Below are 21,105 nucleotides of genomic sequence, written 5' to 3'. Positions count from 1 at the left end.
CCTATCTATATGCCTTTTAAGTTAAGCGCTTTCCCTTTTCGGTTAAATGAAAGCCGACTTATTCAGTCAGCTTCATGGTTCTCTACTGTCTTCACTGAATCCCTCTCGACAAGATAGGGAGCCAGCGTGATTCGATGGGCAGGACTGTCGGGGTCCTTGATGGATTTCATCAATTGCTCGATCGCATAGGAAGCAAGCTCTGGAATCGGCTGGGCGATCGTCGTCAATCCCGGATCAGCGATTTCTGCATAGATCGTGTTATCGAATCCGATGATCGACATGTCGCCGGGTATCGATACGCCTGCTTTCCGCGCTTCATTGATGAAAATGGCCGCGATCAGATCGGTCGAGGCGAAGACGGCTGAAGGCCGGTTCTCTTTCTTCAGGAGCTTCCTTGCTGCTTTCTTCGCATCCTCGAAAGTGGACTTGGAGTTGATCACGGAATCGGGATCAAGCTCGATTCCCACCGCTCCGAACGCCCTCTTGAACCCTTCAAGCCTGAGCTTTCCACTCGCTCGCTGCAGCTCCGTGATGACGGCCGCATGACGGTGACCGTGTTCCAGAAGGTATCTCCCGGCAAGGTAGCCACCCTTCACGTCATCCGTCGTCACCACATGGGAGTCGAGCTCCAGGTGATCGAAGGAGAACATGATGTAGGGGATGCCCCGGCTCTCCAGATTTTTGAACTTCTGCAGCTCCTTCGGTTCGGTGGCGATGATCACCCCATCGACCTGCTTTTTGATGAGAAGATCGAAATAGTCCTGCTCCCGTTCTTTCTGGTAATCCGTACTGCAGAGGATGATCGTATATCCGCTTTTCCTGGCGTTGTTCTCGAGAGCACGGGCGATCTCTGCAAAGAAGGGGTTGGCGATATCGGGTACGAGGACGCCGATGGTGAACGTCCGTTTCCCCGTGAGGGCTGCAGCCACGCTGCTCGGCTGATATTCGAGATCCCCCATGATCTTCGTCACCTTCTTGCGGGTCTTCTCACTGATCCGCCCTGTATTATTGATGACTTTCGATACGGTGGCAATGGATACGCCCGCTTCCTTTGCCACATCATAGATTGTTGTTTTCATAGTTAACTCCTCTTTCAGGGCCCACTCCGATGTCTATTTCCTACTGTATCAGGCTACTAATTTTTCATGCTGAAGAACTTCAGAAAATAGTACAATCGCCAAGGCCTGCCCGTAAGCTGTGGGAGCAATGATGATATTCTTATAGTCCTCTTTGGAGGCCCCGATTGCCGTTCCCGCCGATACCTTGAGTACGGTGCCGTCATCGTCGACTTCCTGTAGGATGGAATCAACCGCTCTCCTGCATACATCCAGATAGGATCCATCCAGCAATCCATAGCGGATGCCCTTCAGGATGCCCGCCGCGATGGAAGAGGATCCCGATACTTCCGTGTATGAATCCTGATCATCAAGCAGCGTATGCCAAAGGCCATCCTGTGCTTGAAGCTTCACTAGTTTGTCGACCTGGGCTTTGTAGGTTTGGGCAATGGTCTTGTACGTTCCGTCATCCAGCTGTCCTTCCATCATAGCAAGAAACTCGGGTGCTGCCAAAGTGAACCAACTGTTCCCCCGGCACCAGTAGGCTTCACTGAACCGGTGGTGACCATTGAAATCGAAGCCGTGATAGAAGAGACCATCCCCTTCACTGAAAAGGAGCTCTATATGAAGGAGGAATTGGCGTGCCGCTTCTTCCTTCCATTCCTTACGGTCGTACCTGACCCCCATCTTCCCGAGGAAAAGGACGACCATGAAGAGCGTATCGATCCAGATCTGACCGTCATTCATCGTCAGATCATTCTTGGTGGCGCCGCTGGTGACGTGTTGAAGGCCTCCACGTTCGGTCCTTGGTGCTTTTTCCATGATCCAGTCCGCCCACTCCAGGGCAAGCTGCTCTGTTCCCTCCACATCCATGAGGGTGAGGAGCGGGGCGGTGGTGTTGATGTTTTTGAGGGGAAGGCCCCTCTCCTTCTGCTCTTCTGCCCACTCTTTCAAAAACGTGTGGTAATCCGGAAAACCGTCTTGACCCGACAGGCTTTTCAGTCCATACAGTCCGACTCCCTGCGGCCAATCCCATTCTTCCATCCCGAAGTCCCTGGGAAAATAACCGATTTTGGCTCCATCGCCGATCCCTTCAAGCTCCGATTCATTCTCGGGCCTTTTCAGATCCAATAGCTGCCCGGTCACCTTATGGACCGTTTCCTGGACGTTCTTTATCAGTAGTGTCATTGCTTCCACCTCGCATAGCATCTTTTCGTAACGCCGTATTCTTTACTACATTCGCTAACAGATAGGGAATCTCCTATCCCTTCCCATTAATCTTTCAAACCGGAACTGGCCCCCGTATCCATGATGTAGCGCTGGAAGATCGCGTAGAGCAGCACCATCGGCAGGAGGGAAATGACGGACGCTGATAATAGTAGGACCCAATCGATATTATCCGCTCCGACGATGCTCCGGATGGCGACCTGGATGGTGTACTTATTTGGATCGCTGATGACGATGAGCGGCCAGATGTAATCATTCCATCTCCACTGGAAGGAGAAGATGGCGAGCGTGATGATGATCGGTTTTGCGATCGGGAGCATGAGGCGGAAGAAGATCCTTCCTTCATTCGCTCCGTCGATGCGTGCTGCTTCGAGGAGATCATCGGGTACCGTCATGAAGAACTGCCTGAACATGAAGATCCCGGTTGCCGTATTGATGGACGGGATGATGAGTCCCCACAGGTTATCGTACAGCCCGACCTTCTGGATGACCGTGAACGTCGGATTCATGATAACCTCCGTCGGAAGCATGGTCGTGGCCAGGATACAGATGAAGAAGACGCTGAGCCACTTATATTTATATTTCGCCAGTGCGTACCCGCAGGAAGCACTCGCCATGATGGTCAAAAGGGTCGCCACGATGGTGACGAAGGAGGTGTTCAGCACGTATTTCGTAAACTCCATGGTCGACCATGCGTATTTGTAGTTATCCAGTGTGAATTCTTCAGGAAATAGCTTCAGCGGGAAGCTGAACAGCTCGCTGCCCGGCTTGAACGAACTGAGCAAAAGCCACAGGACCGGGAACAGATAGGCGATGGCCAGTATGGCCATGATCGCCGTCATCAGGATTGTACTGCCGCGATATCGCTTCATCATAATTTGCTCCTTTCTTCCACCTTCAGATTAATGATCGCAAAGAGAAGGAGAATGACGAACAGTACCATGGAAACCGCGCTTGCATAGCCGATATTCCGCTGGTCGAATCCTGTCTGATAGATATATTGGACGAGGAATGTGTTATCCGTACCGGGTCCCCCGTTATTAAGGGCCTGAACCATCGGGAACTCTTTCATCAGATGGATGACCGACAGCAGGATGACCATGAAGGATGTCGGCTTCAGGCTTGGAAGCGTCACATGGATGAACTTCTGCCAGCCGCTTGCACCGTCGATATCGGCTGCTTCATAGTACGATTGCGGGATGTTCACGAGCGCCGAGATCATCAGGAGCATATTGAACGCCGTCCCCATCCACACGGTGGCGAATAGTACGAGGATGAACGCCATATTTCCGTCAGAGGACCAGCCCACCGGCTCCATTCCGATCAGTGAAAGGAGAAAGTTGACGAATCCGAAGCTTTCTCCGAACAACCAGCGGAAGATGACCCCGGTCACGATGGAGGAAATCAACCAGGGGAAGAAGAAGATGACCTTGGCCACGGATTTCCCCTTTGTGAACTTGCTCACCAGGAGGACCGATATCAGCAGGGAAAATGCATATAGAAGAGGCACTCCGACCGCCGTATAAAGGATCGTCCTTCCCAGGGATTTATAGAAGCTTTTGTCCTGGAACAGTTGGATATAGTTGTCCAGTCCGATAAACGAAGCGCTGATCCCAGTGTAGTCCGTGAACGAATAGTACACGCCGAGTATGCCGGGCCAGGCAAAAAATACTGTGAATAAAACCATGTTGACAATGACGAAGGCCAGAGCCCATTTCTGGTTTTTATCTTTTCTCCTCACCGTACTTCCCCCTCAATCCTTCACCCCCCGCAGGGCCGCCAAGGAGGCGGGCCCAGGGTATGATGTATGGTAGTGATTACTGTTGAAACTGTGGAATGCTTATATGCTCTTCCTCGACTTCATAGCCTGCGTCGTATTCTACCGGCTTCCCGTTTGCGTAGAGCTGATCATCGATCACCTGGAGCGTCCCGGCTCTTTCCGTCGCGTACGACCATCGATGGCTGTCGATCAAAATGGCTGCATTCACCTGTTCTTCCACGAATGCCTTGAATGAACCCACTTCTGCTTCTGAAGCACACGTCGCGATCACCCTGTGATGTGCCCCATATGAACGGGCTTCCCGGTGTGCAATCGCGCCCTTCTCCTGCAGCTCATATCCATTGCTGAAATATAGGCCGATATAGGCATCATCCTTCTTCGCAAACAACCAGTTGCCTTCTTCCCTCACCTCGTCAAGCTTCCAGAACGGAAGATACGCATGTATATATGGAAGGAACGGCTCTTTCAGGCGATACTCGAGGAACATATACTGCTTATATTGGGTGATGTTCGGACTGATTCCGTTCCCGGCCCAGAAGCTCGGCCTGTTCTCACCGCTATATACCGCCTCCCCGGGATGGTTGATCCATATCTGGGTATTGTCCTGGTCGAGGGCGATATTCATGGCATGCTGCTGATGACCTTTTTTGTACGAATTAAAGCGGATTGCCGCGCTCATACAGTAGCTGGATGTTTTGTAATTATACGTATAGACCTCTTTGATCCCCTGTTTGTACTGGGTCACGAGTGCCTTTGAAGCATCCTCGATGAAATAGTCTTCTAGTGTAGGCGGTTCATAGGATGATAGACAGAAGAGCGTCGTACACCTCATCGCCGTGTTGAGCTTGCCTTTTTTCCACGTGATGAACGCCAGATTGGCCGTCTCCCCCATCTCCATCGCCTTCAGATCGTGTTCATACACCCGTCCATAGGTTGTGGACATCGTCTTTCCGTGCAGATTCACAGCAATGATCTTGAAGGTGAAATCCAATGCCTCCTTCGCAAGCTTCCGGATATGCTCATCCGGGGCCGATTCATAGAGACTGAAGAATCCGATCAGGTCGATCGGAAGATAGGTCGTCGAGTTCCACTCGGAGTAGCCGTACTTCAGGAACACCTCAAACCACTCTTCCAGTCGTTCCTTCCCTTTCTCATACTGCTCGCGCCCTGTCCTCCCGCTCACGCTGAACGTTGTGTCGGGATAGAGATGTCCGGCAAAATACTGGGACACATGGAACAGCAGGGCATGGTTTTCACTGAAGTACCACATCACATCGTTCCCCGGTTCATCGATCCAGTATCGGAAGTTCACGGCAAGCTCCTTCAGCTCCTCATGAAAGTCGGCCGGGATCGTGTCCTGATACTTGATGGTGAAGCCAAGCAGCGGCGCCAGGCGGAAATCGGCGCAGTCGCCTTTTTTCTGTATTTCATCAAAGCAGCTCCTGATATGACGCTTCGCTTGCTCATCCACTTTTCCATTCAAGTGGATCAAGCTGAAGCCGGCATTCAGATCGAGCTTCTCGCTTTGAGAGAAGAATTCGAGGATCTCCTGCTTTCGTTCCGGAAGGGAATCCGAGAATGACTGTCCCGGATCGTCGTTCGTCAGGATCGACGCCACCATCCTCCTCGCCACCTGCACTCCACCAGGGAGTACCACTCCGATATCGAACTGCAGCAGACCGTTCGAGGACAGGTCATCTACGCTCATGAGCTTCTGGAATCCATTCTCATCAAGGCTCACATTAAAAGAGAAATCAAAGGCATCCAGTTCATCATCGGCTTTGCTGTCGAACACGGGATTCAACAGATGATTGCGGTTCACATTGACGAACAGCTCTTCGATGCCGGAAGCCTCTTCCCGGTTCATATAGACTTCCAATCGGCCCGAACGATAGATGTCCTTTGAAAAGTACAGGGAAGTCAGGAGGCGCTCGGCCTGTTCAATTTGTTCGGGACTGGCTGGTACCTTTATGTAACCTTCAAGGGCCGTCTGCCCCGTATACCGGAGTTCGGTGAAATAGTTCACATCCCGCTCGGCAAGATCATCCATGTAGAGGATGACTTCATTAAAGCCTTCTTCGAGGGTCAAGGTGATGTCTTTATGGGAGGCAAGATTCCTTGTATAGGGGGTCCAGCTCAATTGTTTCGACCCATTCACCCAGATCTCGACGCTTCCGCATGTGCTGACCGTAAAGGGGAACGCGCCGCCTTCGTCGGGCTTGATGAACGTCCTGCCATATACGCTCAGGAGGTGTGGCGTCGGGATGAAAGCTGAAAACTCTAATCGGGGATTTTCAAAAGGGAAGTAGATGTGGTGAAAATCCGTTTCAGGAAGAAGGACCTCTTCTTTCAGACGCTGATCCAGGAATTGCTGTCTGCCGGGATAAACGATCTGCACATATTCTTCCGTGATGTTCACAGGGTGATCGAATACGGCCTTTTCGGATCGGTATGGAGCGATGGTTAAATCGGTGTGGACCCAGCGGTTTAGCGGTTCACCCGGCTGGACGGTAAAATGATAATCATTCATTTTCATAGCCTCTTTTCATAAAGCGGGGAGTATGGACCATACTCCCGCGCCGGTTTTTAATGTTACTTTACATACGCATCCGTGTACTTTTGCTCCACCGTCTTGATGGTGTCATCGATGGATTGCTCGCCGTTCAACGTCTTGATCATGTTGTCGCGGAGCACGTTATTGGCTATTTTTTCAGATGTCAATTGCATCGTATCGCGTTCTGATTTTGATTTGGCAGCCACCTTGGCCGTAGAGCTGATCTCTTCGTTGTATACTTCATACGCATGTGTTCCTGCTTCGCCTACACCGTAGTCCACTTCTGCACCCTCGACAACGGGAAGATATCCGCCGAGACCTGCAAGCTCTTCATAGTTTTCCTTCGTGTAAAGCCAGTCGATGAATTTCTGCGTTTCTTTCTCCACTCCGGATCCTTCGAATTTCACCATGTAGTTTCCACCGAAGTTCGTGGAGCGGACCGTTTCATAAGGCATCTGGACGCTTGCCCATTCGAAGTTCTTGATGTTCTTCTCGAAATCCTTTACTTGCCATACACCTGAGTAGTACGCTGCCACCTGTCCGCTCTTGAACATGGAAGATGGATCTTCACCCGCAGCCCAAACGGCTTTCGGCATGATTTTGTCGTCGTTCAGCTTCACGAAATATTCAAGGCCTTTTTTCGTTTCAGGATTCGTGGTGTACTTTCCATTCTCTTCATAGAATCCTTTGCTTCCGAACTGATAAAGCAAGGTGCTCAGACGGTGTTCGGATTGATCCATGACCATTCCGTATTTAGCATCCGTTTTTTTAGTCACTGTTTTTAAAGCGCTTACAAACTCATCCCATGTCCACACATCATCACCTGATGTCGGGTTCTTCACCCCGGCTTTGTCAAACAGGTCTTTATTGATGAATAGACCGACTGCCGTGAAATCGATTGGAATGGCTTTGATCTTGCCGTCATCTTTAATCGCAAGGTCTTCCCTTACGTTTTTATCCTTCATTGTAGAGCTGAGATCTGCCAGTGAATCACTCCAGATCGGATTGAATTCTGCCGTACGTGCCAGTGCAGGAGGATTCCCTGCCTGTACCATGTTCGTGATACGTGTCGCCATATCACTGAACGGCACATCCACGACTTCGATCTCCACCCCTGTTTCTTCCGTATACTTCTTCGACATGGTCGCAAGCGCTGCCCCTTCGACATTATCACCGGAAACGAAGAACTGAAGCTTCTTCTTATCCGAAGATGATTTCTCAGAGTTTGAACATGCCGTCATGAACAAAAGTACAAATGATACGACTACAAGCAAACTGACCTTCCATTTTCTCACACTAACACCCCATTGTTTAGATTAGGTAAGCGTTTTACCTTAAGATGGCAAAAAGCCGCTTGATTCCGTGTGTAACTCTAGTAAGTATATTTGGGAAAGCGCTTACTTAAACTGATTATATTCTGCTATCGGTATAATTACAACAATTTTTTGAACATTTAAATATTTATTTTTATTTCTAAATAGGAAACTGATTGTCTTGTATAGCAATAATCTGTTCGATATACTTAATAAAAAGAGGTACAGGAGAGAAAAACATGACCACTCAAAAACCTTACGGGACCGTGCTGATCAAGGCGTCCCTCATCTTGGATCACCTGTCTTCGAGCAATGGCCCCCAGTCCCTTCAATCCATTGCAAAAGAGACGGGTCTGTCCAGCTCGACTGCCCTCAAGATCCTTGATACGCTGGTTCTCATCGGCTATGTACAAAAGGATCCTGAGCTGAAGCGATTCAGCCTTGGGCCATCGATCATCAAATATGCATTGAAGGCTCTGAGTCAGCTCGATATCAAACAGATTGCCCAGCCCCATCTCGAAGCGTTCCAGGCCAGGACGAATGAAACGGTCCACCTTGGGATACTCGACCACATCCATGTTGTCTATGTGGCAAAGATCGAAAGTCAAAACCCGGTCTGTCTGTATTCCAAAGTAGGGAAAAACATCCCGCTCTACTGCTCTGCCATGGGAAAAGCGATCCTTGCCGATCAGAGCGATGAGGAAATCAGGCGCTACCTGAATTCCATCGAGATGGTGAAGATGACGGACAAAACGATCACCACTCATGAAGGGTTCTTCGACGAAATTGAAAAGGTGCGTGCCCAGGGATATGCATTTGACAATAGCGAGCACGAAAATGAAGTATTTTGCGTAGGGACGGCCATCACCACCTCGGGCGGTAAGAACGTCGGTGCGATCAGCGTCAGCGTTCCCACCTACCGCCTCACGGACGAAGTATTGCAGAACCTGATCAAAGAAGTCGAGACATGCCGGAATAATATTCTGAACGATCTCGAATAATGAACATAGAAAAGCCCAAGAATGAAACCATTCTTGGGCTTTTTCGTCTATTATGAGCTCATCCATCCACCATCGACACAGAGGATATGTCCGTTCACGTAATTGGAAGCATCCGAAGCAAGGAAGACAACGGCTCCCTTGAGATCTTCGGGACGACCCCAGCGCCCCTGAGGGATGCGTGACGTGATTGAAGCACTCCGTTCAGCGTTCCCGCGGAGCTGCGCCGTGTTATCCGTCTCGAAGTAACCGGGTGCGATGGCATTCACATTGACGCCCTTCTTGCCCCACTCGTTGGCAAATGACTTCGTCAATCCTGCAACCGCATGCTTGCTTGCCGTATATGCAGGGACGCGCAAGCCTCCCTGGAATGACAGCATGGACGCGATATTGATGATCTTCCCGCTCCCTTTCTCGATCATCTGCTTGCCGACTTCACGACAAAGCTGGAACACAGCATGCTGATTCACATTGATGACGTCAAACCAGTCATCATCCTGGAAATTCTCCGCATCCTCACGACGGATGATGCCTGAATTATTGACGAGGATATCGATGCGTCCTTCCTTGGCAAGGGCTTCCTCAGCAAGCTTGGAAGCTGCACCTTTCTCTGAAAGGTCGACCTGCACTTCATGGAACACCCCGCCAAGTCCTTCGATCTTCTCGCGCGTTTCCTTCATCGCACTTATGCCTGCGCCGATGACGACGGCCCCTGCTTCTGCCAGTCCAACAGCCATTCCCTGACCGAGTCCACGGCTCGCACCTGTGACAAGGGCTACTTTCCCTTCCAATGAAAACAATCCTGTCATGCTCATCCCTCTTCCCTTCTGTTAGGCCTGCTCGTACTTATTCTTCAAAAATGCCAGACTATCATCGATATAAGGCTCCACCGTTTCTTCCATGATGATATTGATGTAAGGCTTGTTTGCCTTCAACCAACCGAAGAGCCAATCATAGTTCATCAGACCGGTCCCGACCGGAGCCGTGCTGAGGACTCCATCCTCGACCTTGAAATCCTTCGCGTGGAAGATGGCAATCCTGTGGCCGAAAGCCTCCATCGCTTCTTCGAACACCTTTTCCTGCTCTTGATGATTCTCAAGTGTCATGAGGTTCATCGGATCAAAGACGACCTGCAGGTTTTGTGAATCGACCTCATCGAGCAGCCGCTTCATCTTCTCCACGGTATGGACCGGGTGATTGACACCCGCTTCGATCCCGACGATGACGCCGAATTTTTCGGCTTCGGCCACCATTTCCCTGACGCTCCTCACCACTTCCTGGAACGGCTCTTCATCGAAATTATCCGTCGTATACCCCATCTTGGAGTGGACGTTCCCCGTCTCTGTCGCCACGATGCTGCAGCCGAAGTCCCGGGCATAGCGAAGATGCTCCTTGAACCGGTCCATTCCTTTTCGCCTTTCCGTATGATCAGGGTCGATCATATTGAAGTAGCATCCAAGGACGGCGATCTGGATTCCGCGGGTGTCGAATGCGTTTTTTACATACCTTCCGAATCCAGGGCTCAGTGCCCCGTGGTGAGACGGGACATCAAGGGATTTCGCCAGGGCGAACTGCACGCAGGCTAACCCCTTGTTCCCAAGCTCCTCGACGAGTTCCGGTAGCGGACGTTTCTCGATATCGTGTGCTCTCATCCCGATGTTCATGGAACCACCCCTTACCGTAAGTCTTCCATCTTGATGTGGTCCATGTCGTCATAGGTGATGTTTTCTCCGCACATGCCCCAGATGAACGTGTAGTTGCTTGTCGCCGTGCCCGTATGGATCGACCAGCTCGGCGAAATCGCGGCCTGCTCATTCTTCATCACAAGGTGGCGTGTCTCATCCGGCTGACCCATGAAGTGGAACACCCTTGTATCCGGCTCCATATCAAAGTACAAATACACTTCCATGCGGCGCTCATGCGTGTGGCACGGCATCGTGTTCCAAACGCTTCCCGGTGACAGCATCGTGAGCCCCATTTGGAGCTGGCAGCTCTCGCATACGTTCGGATGGATATACTGGTGGATCTTCCGTTCGTTGAGGGTCCCCTGTTCACCCATTTCAAGCGGTTTGATTTCATTGATGTCGATCTTCACCGTCGGATATTTGTGGTGGGCAGGAGTTGAATTGATATAGAACTTTGCCGGATTCTCCGGATCCTTCGAACGGAAGAGAACCTGCTCCGTCCCTTTCCCGACGTACAGCCCGTCATAGCGGATCATGGAATACTCTTCCCCATCAAGGATGACGCTTCCTTCGCCACCGATATTGATGATGCCGAGCTCACGGCGCTCAAGGAAGTAGTTCACTCCAAGCTCCTTATCGAGCTTGATTGTCAGCTCCTGATCGGCAGGTGTCACACCGCCGAAGATCATGCGATCCACATGCGTATACGTGAGATGGACCTGACCGGCTTCGAACAGGGTCTCTTTCAAAAAGTGCTTCCGCAGTTCCTCGGTATTGTAGCGTTTGATTTCCTCGGGATGGTTGGCATAACGTGTTTCCATGACTCATCTCTCCTTCATTTTCATAGTATGGTAGGTTGCGATGCTATCTGACGATGGTGCCGGATCCGCTATCTATAAACTGACGGACCTCTTCTTCGGTGAAAAGGCTGCTGTCTCCCCGAACGGTATGTTTCAGTGCTGATGCCCCCGTGGCAAAGGCGGCAATCACGTCCGGATCATTTCCTTTCAGGATGCCATGAAGGATCCCCGCGGCAAAGGCATCTCCCCCGCCGACACGATCCACGATGGGATCGATGTGATGGAGCTTCGATTGATGGAGCATGCCGTGAACATAATAGTTGCCCTGCAGATCATTGACGGTGGAGGACTTGACATCCCTGAATGTCGACGCCATATGGCGGATGTTCGGATACTCCCTTTCCATCTCCTTGTAATACTGAAGCAGTCTCTCTTCACGCGGAAGTGCCGGATCTTTTCTTTCCAATCCGAGGAGGTGAAGGGCATCCAGTTCCCCGAAGAATGCGATATCCACATATGGAAGCAGTGGCTTATACGCAAGGGAGGCTTCCCGTTGGCTCCAGAGACTCGCCCGGTAGTTGAAGTCGAAGCTCGTCGTGATCCCGCGTTCTTTTGCTTTTTGAAGCGCTTGCAATGTAATCGTCCTGAGTTCTTCTGAGAGGGCAAGGGTGATCCCTGATACATGGAGGAGGCAACCGCCGTCAAGAGCGTGGTCCCAATCAATTTCGCCTGTGGACAGATGGGAAAAACTTGAGTACTTGCGATCATAGATGACCTTGGCACTGCGTTCTCCGACACCGGATTCCAGATAGTAGGTGCCGAGACGATCCCCTCCCTGGAGGATCAAATCCGTACTCACCCCATGGGAACGGAGGTGGTGCTTGACCGCCTCACCGATGGGATGGGCCGGAATCTTGCTTACATAGTGGACAGCATGCCCGAAGTGGGCAAGGGAAACGGCGACATTGGCCTCGGCCCCGCCGTAGTTCATCTGAAGGGAACCTGCACGGATCAGTCGCTCCCCTTCACCGGTGGATAATCGAAGCATGATTTCACCGAACGTGAGTACCTTCATACGATCCTCCCCTTGCTTCTTTGACCTTCAGGATATACTCTTTCGCGTACTCCGTGATTTTCTCGAAGTCCCCAGTCTTGGCAGGCTCGAGGAGGCTTCCCCCTACACCGACGGCCACGCAGCCGTTCCGGATCCACTCTGCTACATTTCCGAGGCTCACCCCGCCGGTCGGCATGATGTTCACCTGGGGAAGAGGCGCCTTGATGCCTTTGATGAAGTCCGGGCCATAGGCACTTCCCGGGAATAGCTTGATGATATCGACTCCGCTCTCGAGTGCGGTCTTCATTTCAGTGATGGTCATGCAGCCCGGCATGTAGGGCACCTGATACAGATTGCATAGTTTGGCGGTCGCTTCATCGAAGCTTGGGCTTACGACGAAGTCGGCTCCTGCAAGGATGGCAATCCGAGCGGTCTGGGCATCGAGGACGGTTCCTGCTCCGATGAGGACGTCGGTTCCTTCGTAGATGGAGCTAAGCTCTTTGATGACTTCGGCGGCTCCGTCCACGGTGAAGGTGACTTCGATTCCTTTGATTCCTCCGCTGACGCACGCGTCGGAGATGACGATGGCCTGTTCTTTGCTGTCTGCCCGGACGACGGCGACGACGCCGCATTCTTTGATTCCATTCAGTATTTCGATTTTTCTCATTATTTTCCACCTGCACCTTTAAGATTTCCTATTTGGAAATCTAATTTATTATTTAGAAATATATGAGTTCAGTATAAACAAAGATTGGGAATTTCACAATAAGAAACGCTTACAATTCTGAAAAATGTTTTAAGTTTGGTTGTTATGTAAAGGGTGGGGATCCTCTTTTAACTGGATTGCCTTTGTACTTTGACCGTTTCGTTTCGCTGCGGATGGCCGCTTTCCTGCGGGGTGGACGGTGAGCCGCTTCAGCTGCGCTTGCAGGGTCTCACCTGCCCACTATTCCCGCGGGAGTCGGCCCTCCTCCGCTTCACTTCACTGTTTTTTGTTTGATGGGTTAGGAAAAATTGAAGAGTAGATTCCTAGATTAACTTCGCCCGATTTATTGAGGCAGGAAAATCAAATTTGCTCAGCAGAGTTTATTGCAAAGATTTCTACAAACCCTAGTGTGGATTAGGATTACATTTTTCTACTTGGTGTTCGGGGATTTTTGTAATCTTGATTAAATGAGGGATCATTTATACGGAGACCGTTCCGTTTCGCTGCGGATGGCCGCTTTCCTGCGGGGTGGACGGTGAGCCGCTTCAGCTGCGCTTGCAGGGTCTCACCTGCCCACTATTCCCGCGGGAGTCGGCCCTCCTCCGCTTCACTTCACTCTTTTTTGTTTGATGGGGAGAAAGAAACGGAAACTTAGATTCATAGGTTAGATTTGTCCGAGTTGTCTATATTGAACCTACAACCTACATGGTGGATCGAATCAGAGGAGCGGACCTATCTACATCACATTTCTTTAGCTCAGGGATGCTTGCCATGATAGACTCATCCACTTGAAATTTCTATCAAACTCTTCTAACCCACAGAGTGGATCGGAGCGGAGGGCGCTTGACTCCTACGGGAATAGAGGGATGTTCGAGACCCCGCAAGCATGAGGAGGCTCGACTTCCTCCCCGTGGAAAGAAAGGGCCTGCAGCGCAGAGGAACGGACCCTTCTCCATTACCATTCCCTCAATATCGGGAGGAATTTTCTAATAGCAACCTCCCCATGTAGATGTCCAATCAAACTCCTCTAGCCCACAGAGTGGATCGGAGCGGAGGGCACTTGACTCCTACGGGAATAGAGGGATGTTCGAGACCCCGCAAGCATGAGGAGGCTCGACTCACTCCCCGTGGAAAGCAAGGGACCGCAGCGCAGAGGAACGGACTCTTCTCTATCACCATTTCTTCAATATCGGGAGGGTCTCCTATCTGTATCGATAAAAAAACAGACTGATCCCAAAAGACCAGCCTGCTCACATATACACTTATACCCGTGTTGCTTCCCTGTTGATTTCATCTTCATATGCTTCATGTGCAAGCATGAGAGACCCGGTAATACCGGCGTTATCTCCAAGACCTGGTGAGACGATATACTCTTCCAGCGGTGGAAGATTGACATACCCATTGATCATCTTCTCCAGATGCTTGTAGATGATCGGGAAGATCTGCCTCTGCTTCATCACGCCCCCACCAAGGATGATCTTCTTCGGTGAGATGATGACGATATATTGCATGAGGGCCTGGGCGATGTAGTAGCCTTCCATCTCCCATACTTCCCCTTTGTCAACGAGCTGGTCGCCTTTGACACCCCATCTTGCTTCGATGGCCGGACCTGCTGCCAATCCTTCAAGACAATCCTTATGATACGGACATTTTCCTTCATATGGATCATCTTCGTGACGGCGGATGAGGATGTGGCCCATTTCAGGATGGGACAGTCCTTGGAGGAGTTTCCCCTGGACGACGGCACCGGCACCGATGCCCGTGCCGACCGTGATATAAAGGCAGCTGTCGAGGCCTTTGGCAGCGCCGAATGTTGCCTCCCCAAGGGCTGCGGCGTTTACATCCGTATTGAATCCGACCGGAAGGGGAATGGCGTCTTTGATCGCTTGAACAAACGGATAGTCCTTCCACCCGACCTTAGGCGTGGATGTGACATTTCCGTATGAAGCGCTTTCTCTATTCACGTCAATCGGTCCGAATGATCCGATGCCGATCGCCTTGACGGGATGTTTCCTGAAAAACTCAATGACCTTCGGAATCGTTTCTTCTGGAAGGGTCGTCGGGATCTGGACCCTGTCGATGATGGTTCCCTGTTCATCGCCTACAGCACAGACAAACTTCGTACCGCCAGCTTCAATTGCACCTAGCATGTCTCATTACCTCCATCTTCTCTATCAATCTTCTTCTATTCTACCTCAGGTTGTGATTGGTTTCCTTTACTTTTATCGGATTTGGCATACATTTTTCTTTGGATTTATGCTTTGATATACAAAAGCCGCCGCTCCACTGGGGGAGCGACGGCTTCTTTTCAGATGGTCTTGAACTTCTTTTCTTGTACGGGCGGTGCTTCTTTCATGATGGCAGACAGCACCCTTTCCTCCAAAGCGACGAGTTCCGGTGATGAGACCTGCCTTGGTCTTGCAGCGTTCACCGGAACATTCAACGCGATTCGCCCGTCCTCGATCAGAACGATCCGATCTGCGAGGCGGATGGCTTCCCGTACATCATGTGTGACCAGGAGCGCAGTGAATCCTACCCCCTGCCAGATTGTCTCCACGAGGTTCTGCATCTCAAGCTTCGTGAAGGCGTCGAGGGCACTGAGCGGTTCATCCAATAGAAGGAGGGACGGCTCATGGATAAGGGCACGGGCCAAGGCGACACGCTGTTTCTGTCCTCCGGAAAGCTTGGATGGCCATTGATCCTTGTAGGACAGGAGTCCAACGGCCTCAAGTACGCTTTCCGCCCTGGCCTTCCAGTCCCCTTTCAGGCCCAGACCGACGTTCTGGATGACCGTCTTCCACGGAAGCAGCCTGGAATCCTGATACATCATCGTGATCTTGGACGCATCTTCACCCGCAGGCTTCCCGTTGAAAAGCAGTTCACCATCGGACAATGATTCAAGTCCGGCCACCAGGCGAAGCAGCGTACTCTTTCCGCTACCGCTCTTTCCGATGATGGCGACAAATTCATTTTTCTCCACCGTGAGCTCTATATCTTTCAACACTTCCTTATCGCCGAATTGTTTACCGGCACCGACCAGGTCGATCCGGACCGGCTGGCTGTTGCGTTTTGTTTCCAGATTGGACATAAGACTTCCTCCTTTCTATGATTTCACATAGCTTTCGTTCCACTTCAGTGCCTTCTTCTCGCCGACTTGAGCGACGATGTCGGCCAGTTTTCCGAGGAGGGCGTAGATGACGATGCTCAGGATGATGATATCCGTCTGCATGAACTCCCTTGCGTTCGTTGCCAGATAGCCGATCCCCTGCTCCGTCGGTATGGTTTCTGCCACAATCAATGTGAGCCACATCACGCCGAGGGCATAGCGGAGGCCGACAAAGATGGATGGGAGAGCCCAAGGGAAAAGGATATGTTTGAACAGCTGCCATCCCTTCAAGTTATACATCCTGCCCATCTCGATGAAGTTCGGATCCACGGTCCGGATGCCATGATATGTGTTGATGTAAACAGGGAACATCACCCCGAGGATCACCAGGAAGATCTTCGCGCTTTCATCGATCCCGAGCCATACAATCACCAGGGGCAACAGGGCAAGATGGGGGATATTCCGGATCATTTGGATGGTTGTATCCGTCAGGCGGAAGGAAACATCCGACAGTCCATTCAGGATGCCAAGGACGAACCCGATCACACCGCCGATCAGCATTCCGATGGCCGCACGCGACAGGCTTGCGAGTATATGTGTGGAGAGTTCTCCGGATACCGCAAGCTCCCATCCGCTCACTACTACGGCAACAGGGGACGGGAAAAGGGACGGGGAGACAATTTCAAGTGATGACACAAGCTCCCATAGGGCCAAGAGAAGGATCGGGATGATCCACGGCTGGACGGAATGGAACCAATTATTCTTCTTCAAACCTATCATCCTTCCTTACTTGATCGGCATATCTTTTGATACATCCAATTCTTTTGGAATCAAGCCGATTTCGTAGTATTTATCAGCCTGCCTCTGCTGGGCATCGATGATTTCCTGTGTAATGCCCGTGGCACCGTACGTTCGGCGTTCAACCGCCTTGGAAATGATGCTCTCATCGATTCCGAGCGCTTTGGAAAGAAGATCCGTTACTTCGTCTTTGTTTTCGTTCGCCCACTGATCGGATTTGTCGATGGCTTTTATGATGACGTCCACGAGCTCCGGATGGTCTTCGGCGAATTCAGGAGTAGAGTAGTAGAATGTGCGATTCGGATAATCATAATCCTTATTTTCCGTCAGGGTCTTCACGTCCAGTTCGGTTTCGATACCGGCGAAGAATGGGTCATAGGAAGCAAGGGCGTCCACCTGTTTCGTCTCAATGAGGGAACGGCCCTGCGCCGCATCTTCCGGGTACACCCATTGAACATCGTCAGCCGTCAGTCCGACGGATTCGAGGGCAAGAATGGCAAGATAGTGATGGTTTCCACCCTTCAAAACCCCAACCTTTTTGCCTTTCAGCTCTTCTATGGAATTGATTCCAGAGTCGGTCCTGACCATGAGCCCGACACCTTCCGGATTGGGGGCATCCGCCCCTACATACACAAGGGGTTTACCCGAAGCCTGGGCAAAGATCCCCGACCCATCTGCCGCATGACCAAAATCGATGGCGTTTGAATAGATTCCTTCAAGAAGGGTTCCGCCATGGGTGAAGAGCTTCCATTCCACTTTGTATCCTTCTTCCTTCAGGGCTTCTTCCAGGAACCCGCTTTCTTTCAGGATGTTGATCGTATTTCCTTTTTGATACCCGATCTTGATCACCTTCGAGTCCTTCTTCTCCGCACTCGATGATGAACCACTGCATCCTGCCAATAGGAGAAAGATCGAGATTATGATGGCTATGACACTGTACTTTTTCATTTGGCTTCCTCCTTTACCTTGAATCGATAATCGCCTTCGCGAATACTTTGTGTTCGGGATTCACTTCCTTCAAACAGTACCTGAAACGGCTTTTCTCCCCGTTCGTCGAGCACGTTCTGTACTATGCCTTTCCCGGTTGGTGTATAGAATACGAGGTTGCCTCCTTGCAACTTCAGGCCCTTTCCCTTTGCCTGCAGGGACTCGTCTTCAAACTCCTCTGTTATGGGAAGGTCCAGGATGTCGGCCCAGCGTGAGACTGCCCCGAGATCCTTCACGGCGAATCCGACAGCTTCGAGCGTCAGTTCCCCTCCAGGATGCGCCGAGATGACACCGCGCTCTTCAAGGTCACGCTCCCGCTCTGCATCGCCTTCATCCCATTGAATGAAAAAGGGCAATTCAGGTCCTCCTTCAGGATCTCCTACATGCAGCAGCTTCCAACTCACGACGCTCCCATCAGGACGTTTCCTGCTCATCGGGTTCGGTCCATGTACATCAAGACCGAGTTCTCTGAAACGTTTCGCATCCTGCTCCAAATCTTTCGACCTCAATGCAACCCGTGACAATCCTTCCCTGTATCCATCATGCCGGAACGTTTCGCGCAGACTGTAAGGAACCGCTGAGGCAGACTCTGCCAATCCCTGATCGAATACACCGATCCATTCGATGTAGCTCAACCCAAAATATCCGAGGGCATTGTACGTACCATGGTTTTCGTGCCTTCCTCCTTCGACTGCATGGATCCCGGCGCGAATGACTTCTTCCCGGGTCTCTTCAGGACTATTGACGAAATGGACCAAATGATCAAATTGAAATCCCATATTCCTCTCCCCTTCTTTGACGCTTTACATGATAAAAGCTTGACGCTGCAAAAAAAGACCCTACTACCCCCTTGAAAGGGTAATAGGGCCTTCGGTTTGTCCGATCAGCTCCGTTAATTCATATTAAATTCATCGGATTAATAAAATTTATACTAATACGGTTTCCAGGAAAAATCAACCTTTTATTTATAAAATTCTGACCCTTTATTTATGTAAACGCTTTAATCAATTTATAATCGGATAATGAATGTCGATCCTTTTCCCATACAGCTCTCCACCTCGATCTGTCCCCCATGGCGTTCCACGATTTGCTTGGCAATGGCGAGTCCGAGTCCGCTTCCCCCTGTCTCCCTGTTACGGGAATGTTCCCCGCGATATAAAGGCTGGAAGATGGAGTGGATTTCGTGAGGAGGTATGCCTTCCCCGTTGTCCTCCACAGCAATTCTGGATGCTTTGACAGTCACCGTCACTTCCCCTCGTGACGGCGTGTACCGGATGGCATTGCCGATGATGTTTTCAAGAGCTCGTGAGAAAAGGAAAGGATCTGCATCGGTTATAAAATCCCCTTCAGCTCTTATCGATAACACCTGATCTTTCTCCTCCGCCAGGGGAAGGAGACTGGTCACAAGTTCTTGTGCAAGGTCGGCAATATCCACCTGTTGAAGAGAAAGCTTGGCATCGAGCAAATTCATCTTCGTGTACGTATGGAGCTCGTCAATAAGCTGATTGAGGACGTTTGCCTTCCGATAGCTGATGTCGACATAGTTCATCCTCTTCTGCGGCGTGTCGGCCACTCCCTTTAGAATGCCTTCCAAGTATCCCCTGATCGAGAAAAGCGGAGTCCGGAGATCATGGATGATGGAGGAGATGAACATCCTTCTTTCCTCCTCCATCTGAGCCTGACGGGTCGTGGATTCCTCCAGTTTCATTTGCATGGTGGAGATGGACCGTGACAGGTCATTCAGTTCCTTGACCGGGGTCGTGGGCAGCTGCGAATGGAACTGCCTCGTGCTGATGAGTTCCGCTGCCTCTTTCAATTCTTTTACGGGCAAGAGGATCTTCTTCCTGATGAATCGTGAACCGATAAGAAGAATGAGGGCGAATACCGCAAGAAAGATGAACCCTCCACCCCATTCATTGATGAGATAGCCGAGCCAGGAAGGTTGATCCGGCATGACGGGACTCCTCATATCTTTGACGTAGACCGTCCCTTTCCGTTCCTGACCATCTATCAGCGGATACTCCTCAAGGAAGGCTGGGCCCTGGCTCCCACCTTGCTTCATGTTAGAGAATAAGAGTTTGTCCTCACCGTCGAAGATCTTCAGTTCGACTTCTTTCTCCTTAGCTTCCATCTCCATCTCTTCTTGCCACCCGATATCTTTCCACAGGCCAGACTTTGAGAGGACATCATTGTTCACCCAGGGCTCCAGGCTTGGAAGGAACGATTCGGCCTCTGACGCATACCAATCCTCATAAAGGTATACGACTCCCCTTGTCGCCAATAAAGGGAGAACCATGAAGAGAAGCAGGAAGAGCAGAAGCCATTGTTTGATTGAAAGGGCCTCCTTACGCATGGATCAGCTCCTCCGCTTTGTACCCGACTCCCCATACCGTTGAAATCTGGAAGCGTGACGTCTTTTCCTGAACCTTCTCCCTCAGCTTGGAGACATGGACCCTGACGGTGTGGAAGTCTCCTCCTTCATACCCCCAAACCCTCTCCAGGATCTGTTCGTAGGTGTAAACCTGATTGGGTCCTTCAAGGAAGAGATGCATGAGCTCGTACTCCTTCCCTGTCAGATTTACCCGTTCGTTCCCGACTTGGAATGTACGTGAATCAGTATGGAGGGAGACACCTGCATAGGACAAGGTCGAAGAAAGGCTGGGTCCAATCCTCCGCTCCACTGCCTTGACCCGTGCCACGATTTCTCCAGGTGAAGCGTTCTTGACAATATAATCATCCGCCCCGATGCTGAGTCCCCTGATCTTACTTATATCATCATCCAAGGCACTCAGGAAGAGAATGGGGATGGACGATGTCCGGCGGATCTCCTTGCACAGGGTAAAGCCGGAATCGTCCGGCATCATGATATCTAGCAAAACCAGAAAAATCTCTTCTCTTTGAAGGTGCTCCCTTGCTTCCTTTGCGTTGAAGGCCTTCGAGACATCGAATCCCTCCACCGTAAGAAAGTCTTCCAAGAGGTCTGCGATCTCTTTTTCATCATCTACGATCAATATCCGTTTACTCATCTGTTTCGTTCCCATC

Annotated in this window: 19 protein-coding genes; 1 reads left to right on the top strand and 18 read right to left on the bottom strand. The window is 50.9% G+C overall.

Translation table 11 applies throughout. From position 1 onward, the window contains the following. Window positions 1-62 precede the first annotated feature (62 nt). The 6 genes from AF331_RS09480 to AF331_RS09455 form a co-directional block, all read right to left on the bottom strand. Window positions 63-1,079, bottom strand: a complete 1,017-nt coding sequence (locus tag AF331_RS09480) for a LacI family DNA-binding transcriptional regulator (protein WP_053427917.1) — start codon at window positions 1,077-1,079, stop codon at window positions 63-65. 48 nt (window positions 1,080-1,127) lie between these two features. Continuing rightward, window positions 1,128-2,243, bottom strand: coding sequence for a glycoside hydrolase family 88/105 protein (locus tag AF331_RS09475; RefSeq protein ID WP_235576363.1), 1,116 nt, complete (start codon window positions 2,241-2,243; stop codon window positions 1,128-1,130). Window positions 2,244-2,329: 86 nt separating this feature from the next. Further along, on the bottom strand, window positions 2,330-3,154 hold the full coding sequence (locus AF331_RS09470; RefSeq protein ID WP_197082315.1) for a carbohydrate ABC transporter permease: 825 nt from the start codon (window positions 3,152-3,154) through the stop codon (window positions 2,330-2,332). Further along, window positions 3,154-4,023, bottom strand: a complete 870-nt coding sequence (locus AF331_RS09465) for a carbohydrate ABC transporter permease (protein ID WP_231888716.1) — start codon at window positions 4,021-4,023, stop codon at window positions 3,154-3,156. The genes AF331_RS09470 and AF331_RS09465 overlap by 1 nt, the downstream gene beginning before the upstream one ends. 76 nt (window positions 4,024-4,099) lie before the next feature. Then, a complete protein-coding gene (locus tag AF331_RS09460) occupies window positions 4,100-6,592 on the bottom strand; it encodes a hypothetical protein (protein ID WP_053427916.1) in 2,493 nt (830 codons plus the stop codon). A gap of 62 nt (window positions 6,593-6,654) precedes the next feature. Next, on the bottom strand, window positions 6,655-7,911 hold the full coding sequence (locus AF331_RS09455) for an ABC transporter substrate-binding protein (protein ID WP_053427915.1): 1,257 nt from the start codon (window positions 7,909-7,911) through the stop codon (window positions 6,655-6,657). Between the two features lie 257 nt (window positions 7,912-8,168). Here AF331_RS09455 and AF331_RS09450 point away from each other — a divergent pair, with 257 nt between their 5' ends. Then, the gene (locus AF331_RS09450; protein ID WP_053427914.1) at window positions 8,169-8,930 is read left to right on the top strand and encodes an IclR family transcriptional regulator; all 762 of its coding nucleotides are present in this window, start codon (window positions 8,169-8,171) and stop codon (window positions 8,928-8,930) included. Between the two features lie 50 nt (window positions 8,931-8,980). Here the strand turns inward: AF331_RS09450 and kduD are convergent, their stop codons facing one another. The 12 genes from kduD to AF331_RS09390 all read right to left on the bottom strand — a co-directional run bounded on the left by kduD (window position 8,981) and on the right by AF331_RS09390 (window position 21,104). Then, the gene (kduD, locus tag AF331_RS09445) at window positions 8,981-9,736 is read right to left on the bottom strand and encodes a 2-dehydro-3-deoxy-D-gluconate 5-dehydrogenase KduD (RefSeq protein WP_053427983.1); all 756 of its coding nucleotides are present in this window, start codon (window positions 9,734-9,736) and stop codon (window positions 8,981-8,983) included. A gap of 21 nt (window positions 9,737-9,757) precedes the next feature. Further along, complete coding sequence (locus AF331_RS09440; protein ID WP_053427913.1) at window positions 9,758-10,591, bottom strand: sugar phosphate isomerase/epimerase family protein; 834 nt, start codon at window positions 10,589-10,591, stop codon at window positions 9,758-9,760. 11 nt (window positions 10,592-10,602) lie between these two features. Beyond that, a complete protein-coding gene (kduI, locus tag AF331_RS09435) occupies window positions 10,603-11,433 on the bottom strand; it encodes a 5-dehydro-4-deoxy-D-glucuronate isomerase (RefSeq protein ID WP_053427912.1) in 831 nt (276 codons plus the stop codon). Between the two features lie 43 nt (window positions 11,434-11,476). Beyond that, complete coding sequence (locus AF331_RS09430; protein WP_053427911.1) at window positions 11,477-12,487, bottom strand: sugar kinase; 1,011 nt, start codon at window positions 12,485-12,487, stop codon at window positions 11,477-11,479. After that, a complete protein-coding gene (locus AF331_RS09425) occupies window positions 12,465-13,133 on the bottom strand; it encodes a bifunctional 4-hydroxy-2-oxoglutarate aldolase/2-dehydro-3-deoxy-phosphogluconate aldolase (protein WP_053427910.1) in 669 nt (222 codons plus the stop codon). Before AF331_RS09425 ends, AF331_RS09430 begins: the two co-directional genes overlap by 23 nt. A gap of 1,301 nt (window positions 13,134-14,434) precedes the next feature. Further along, entirely contained in the window at window positions 14,435-15,322 is an 888-nt protein-coding gene (locus AF331_RS09420) for an ROK family protein (RefSeq protein WP_053427909.1), read from the bottom strand. A gap of 158 nt (window positions 15,323-15,480) precedes the next feature. Continuing rightward, window positions 15,481-16,260, bottom strand: a complete 780-nt coding sequence (locus tag AF331_RS09415) for an ATP-binding cassette domain-containing protein (protein ID WP_053427908.1) — start codon at window positions 16,258-16,260, stop codon at window positions 15,481-15,483. A 15-nt stretch (window positions 16,261-16,275) separates the two neighbouring features. After that, the gene (locus AF331_RS09410) at window positions 16,276-17,049 is read right to left on the bottom strand and encodes an ABC transporter permease subunit (protein WP_231888717.1); all 774 of its coding nucleotides are present in this window, start codon (window positions 17,047-17,049) and stop codon (window positions 16,276-16,278) included. Between the two features lie 15 nt (window positions 17,050-17,064). Beyond that, entirely contained in the window at window positions 17,065-18,024 is a 960-nt protein-coding gene (locus AF331_RS09405; RefSeq protein ID WP_053427906.1) for an aliphatic sulfonate ABC transporter substrate-binding protein, read from the bottom strand. Beyond that, window positions 18,021-18,842 carry a VOC family protein gene (locus AF331_RS09400; protein WP_053427905.1) on the bottom strand — a complete coding sequence of 274 codons (822 nt, stop codon included), beginning with the start codon at window positions 18,840-18,842 and terminating at the stop codon, window positions 18,021-18,023. Before AF331_RS09400 ends, AF331_RS09405 begins: the two co-directional genes overlap by 4 nt. Before the next feature lie 230 nt (window positions 18,843-19,072). Further along, window positions 19,073-20,416 (bottom strand): sensor histidine kinase, encoded by a 1,344-nt coding sequence (locus tag AF331_RS09395; protein ID WP_053427904.1) that lies wholly within the window; start codon window positions 20,414-20,416, stop codon window positions 19,073-19,075. Continuing rightward, window positions 20,409-21,104 carry a response regulator transcription factor gene (locus AF331_RS09390; RefSeq protein WP_235576362.1) on the bottom strand — a complete coding sequence of 232 codons (696 nt, stop codon included), beginning with the start codon at window positions 21,102-21,104 and terminating at the stop codon, window positions 20,409-20,411. The genes AF331_RS09395 and AF331_RS09390 overlap by 8 nt, the downstream gene beginning before the upstream one ends. Window position 21,105: the final 1 nt, after the last annotated feature.

This window comes from Rossellomorea marisflavi (assembly GCF_001274775.1).
Classification (GTDB): Bacteria; Bacillota; Bacilli; order Bacillales; family Bacillaceae_B; genus Rossellomorea; species Rossellomorea marisflavi.
The sequence above is the reverse complement of the archived record's forward strand: the minus strand, read 5'-3'. Positions and strand labels throughout refer to the sequence as shown.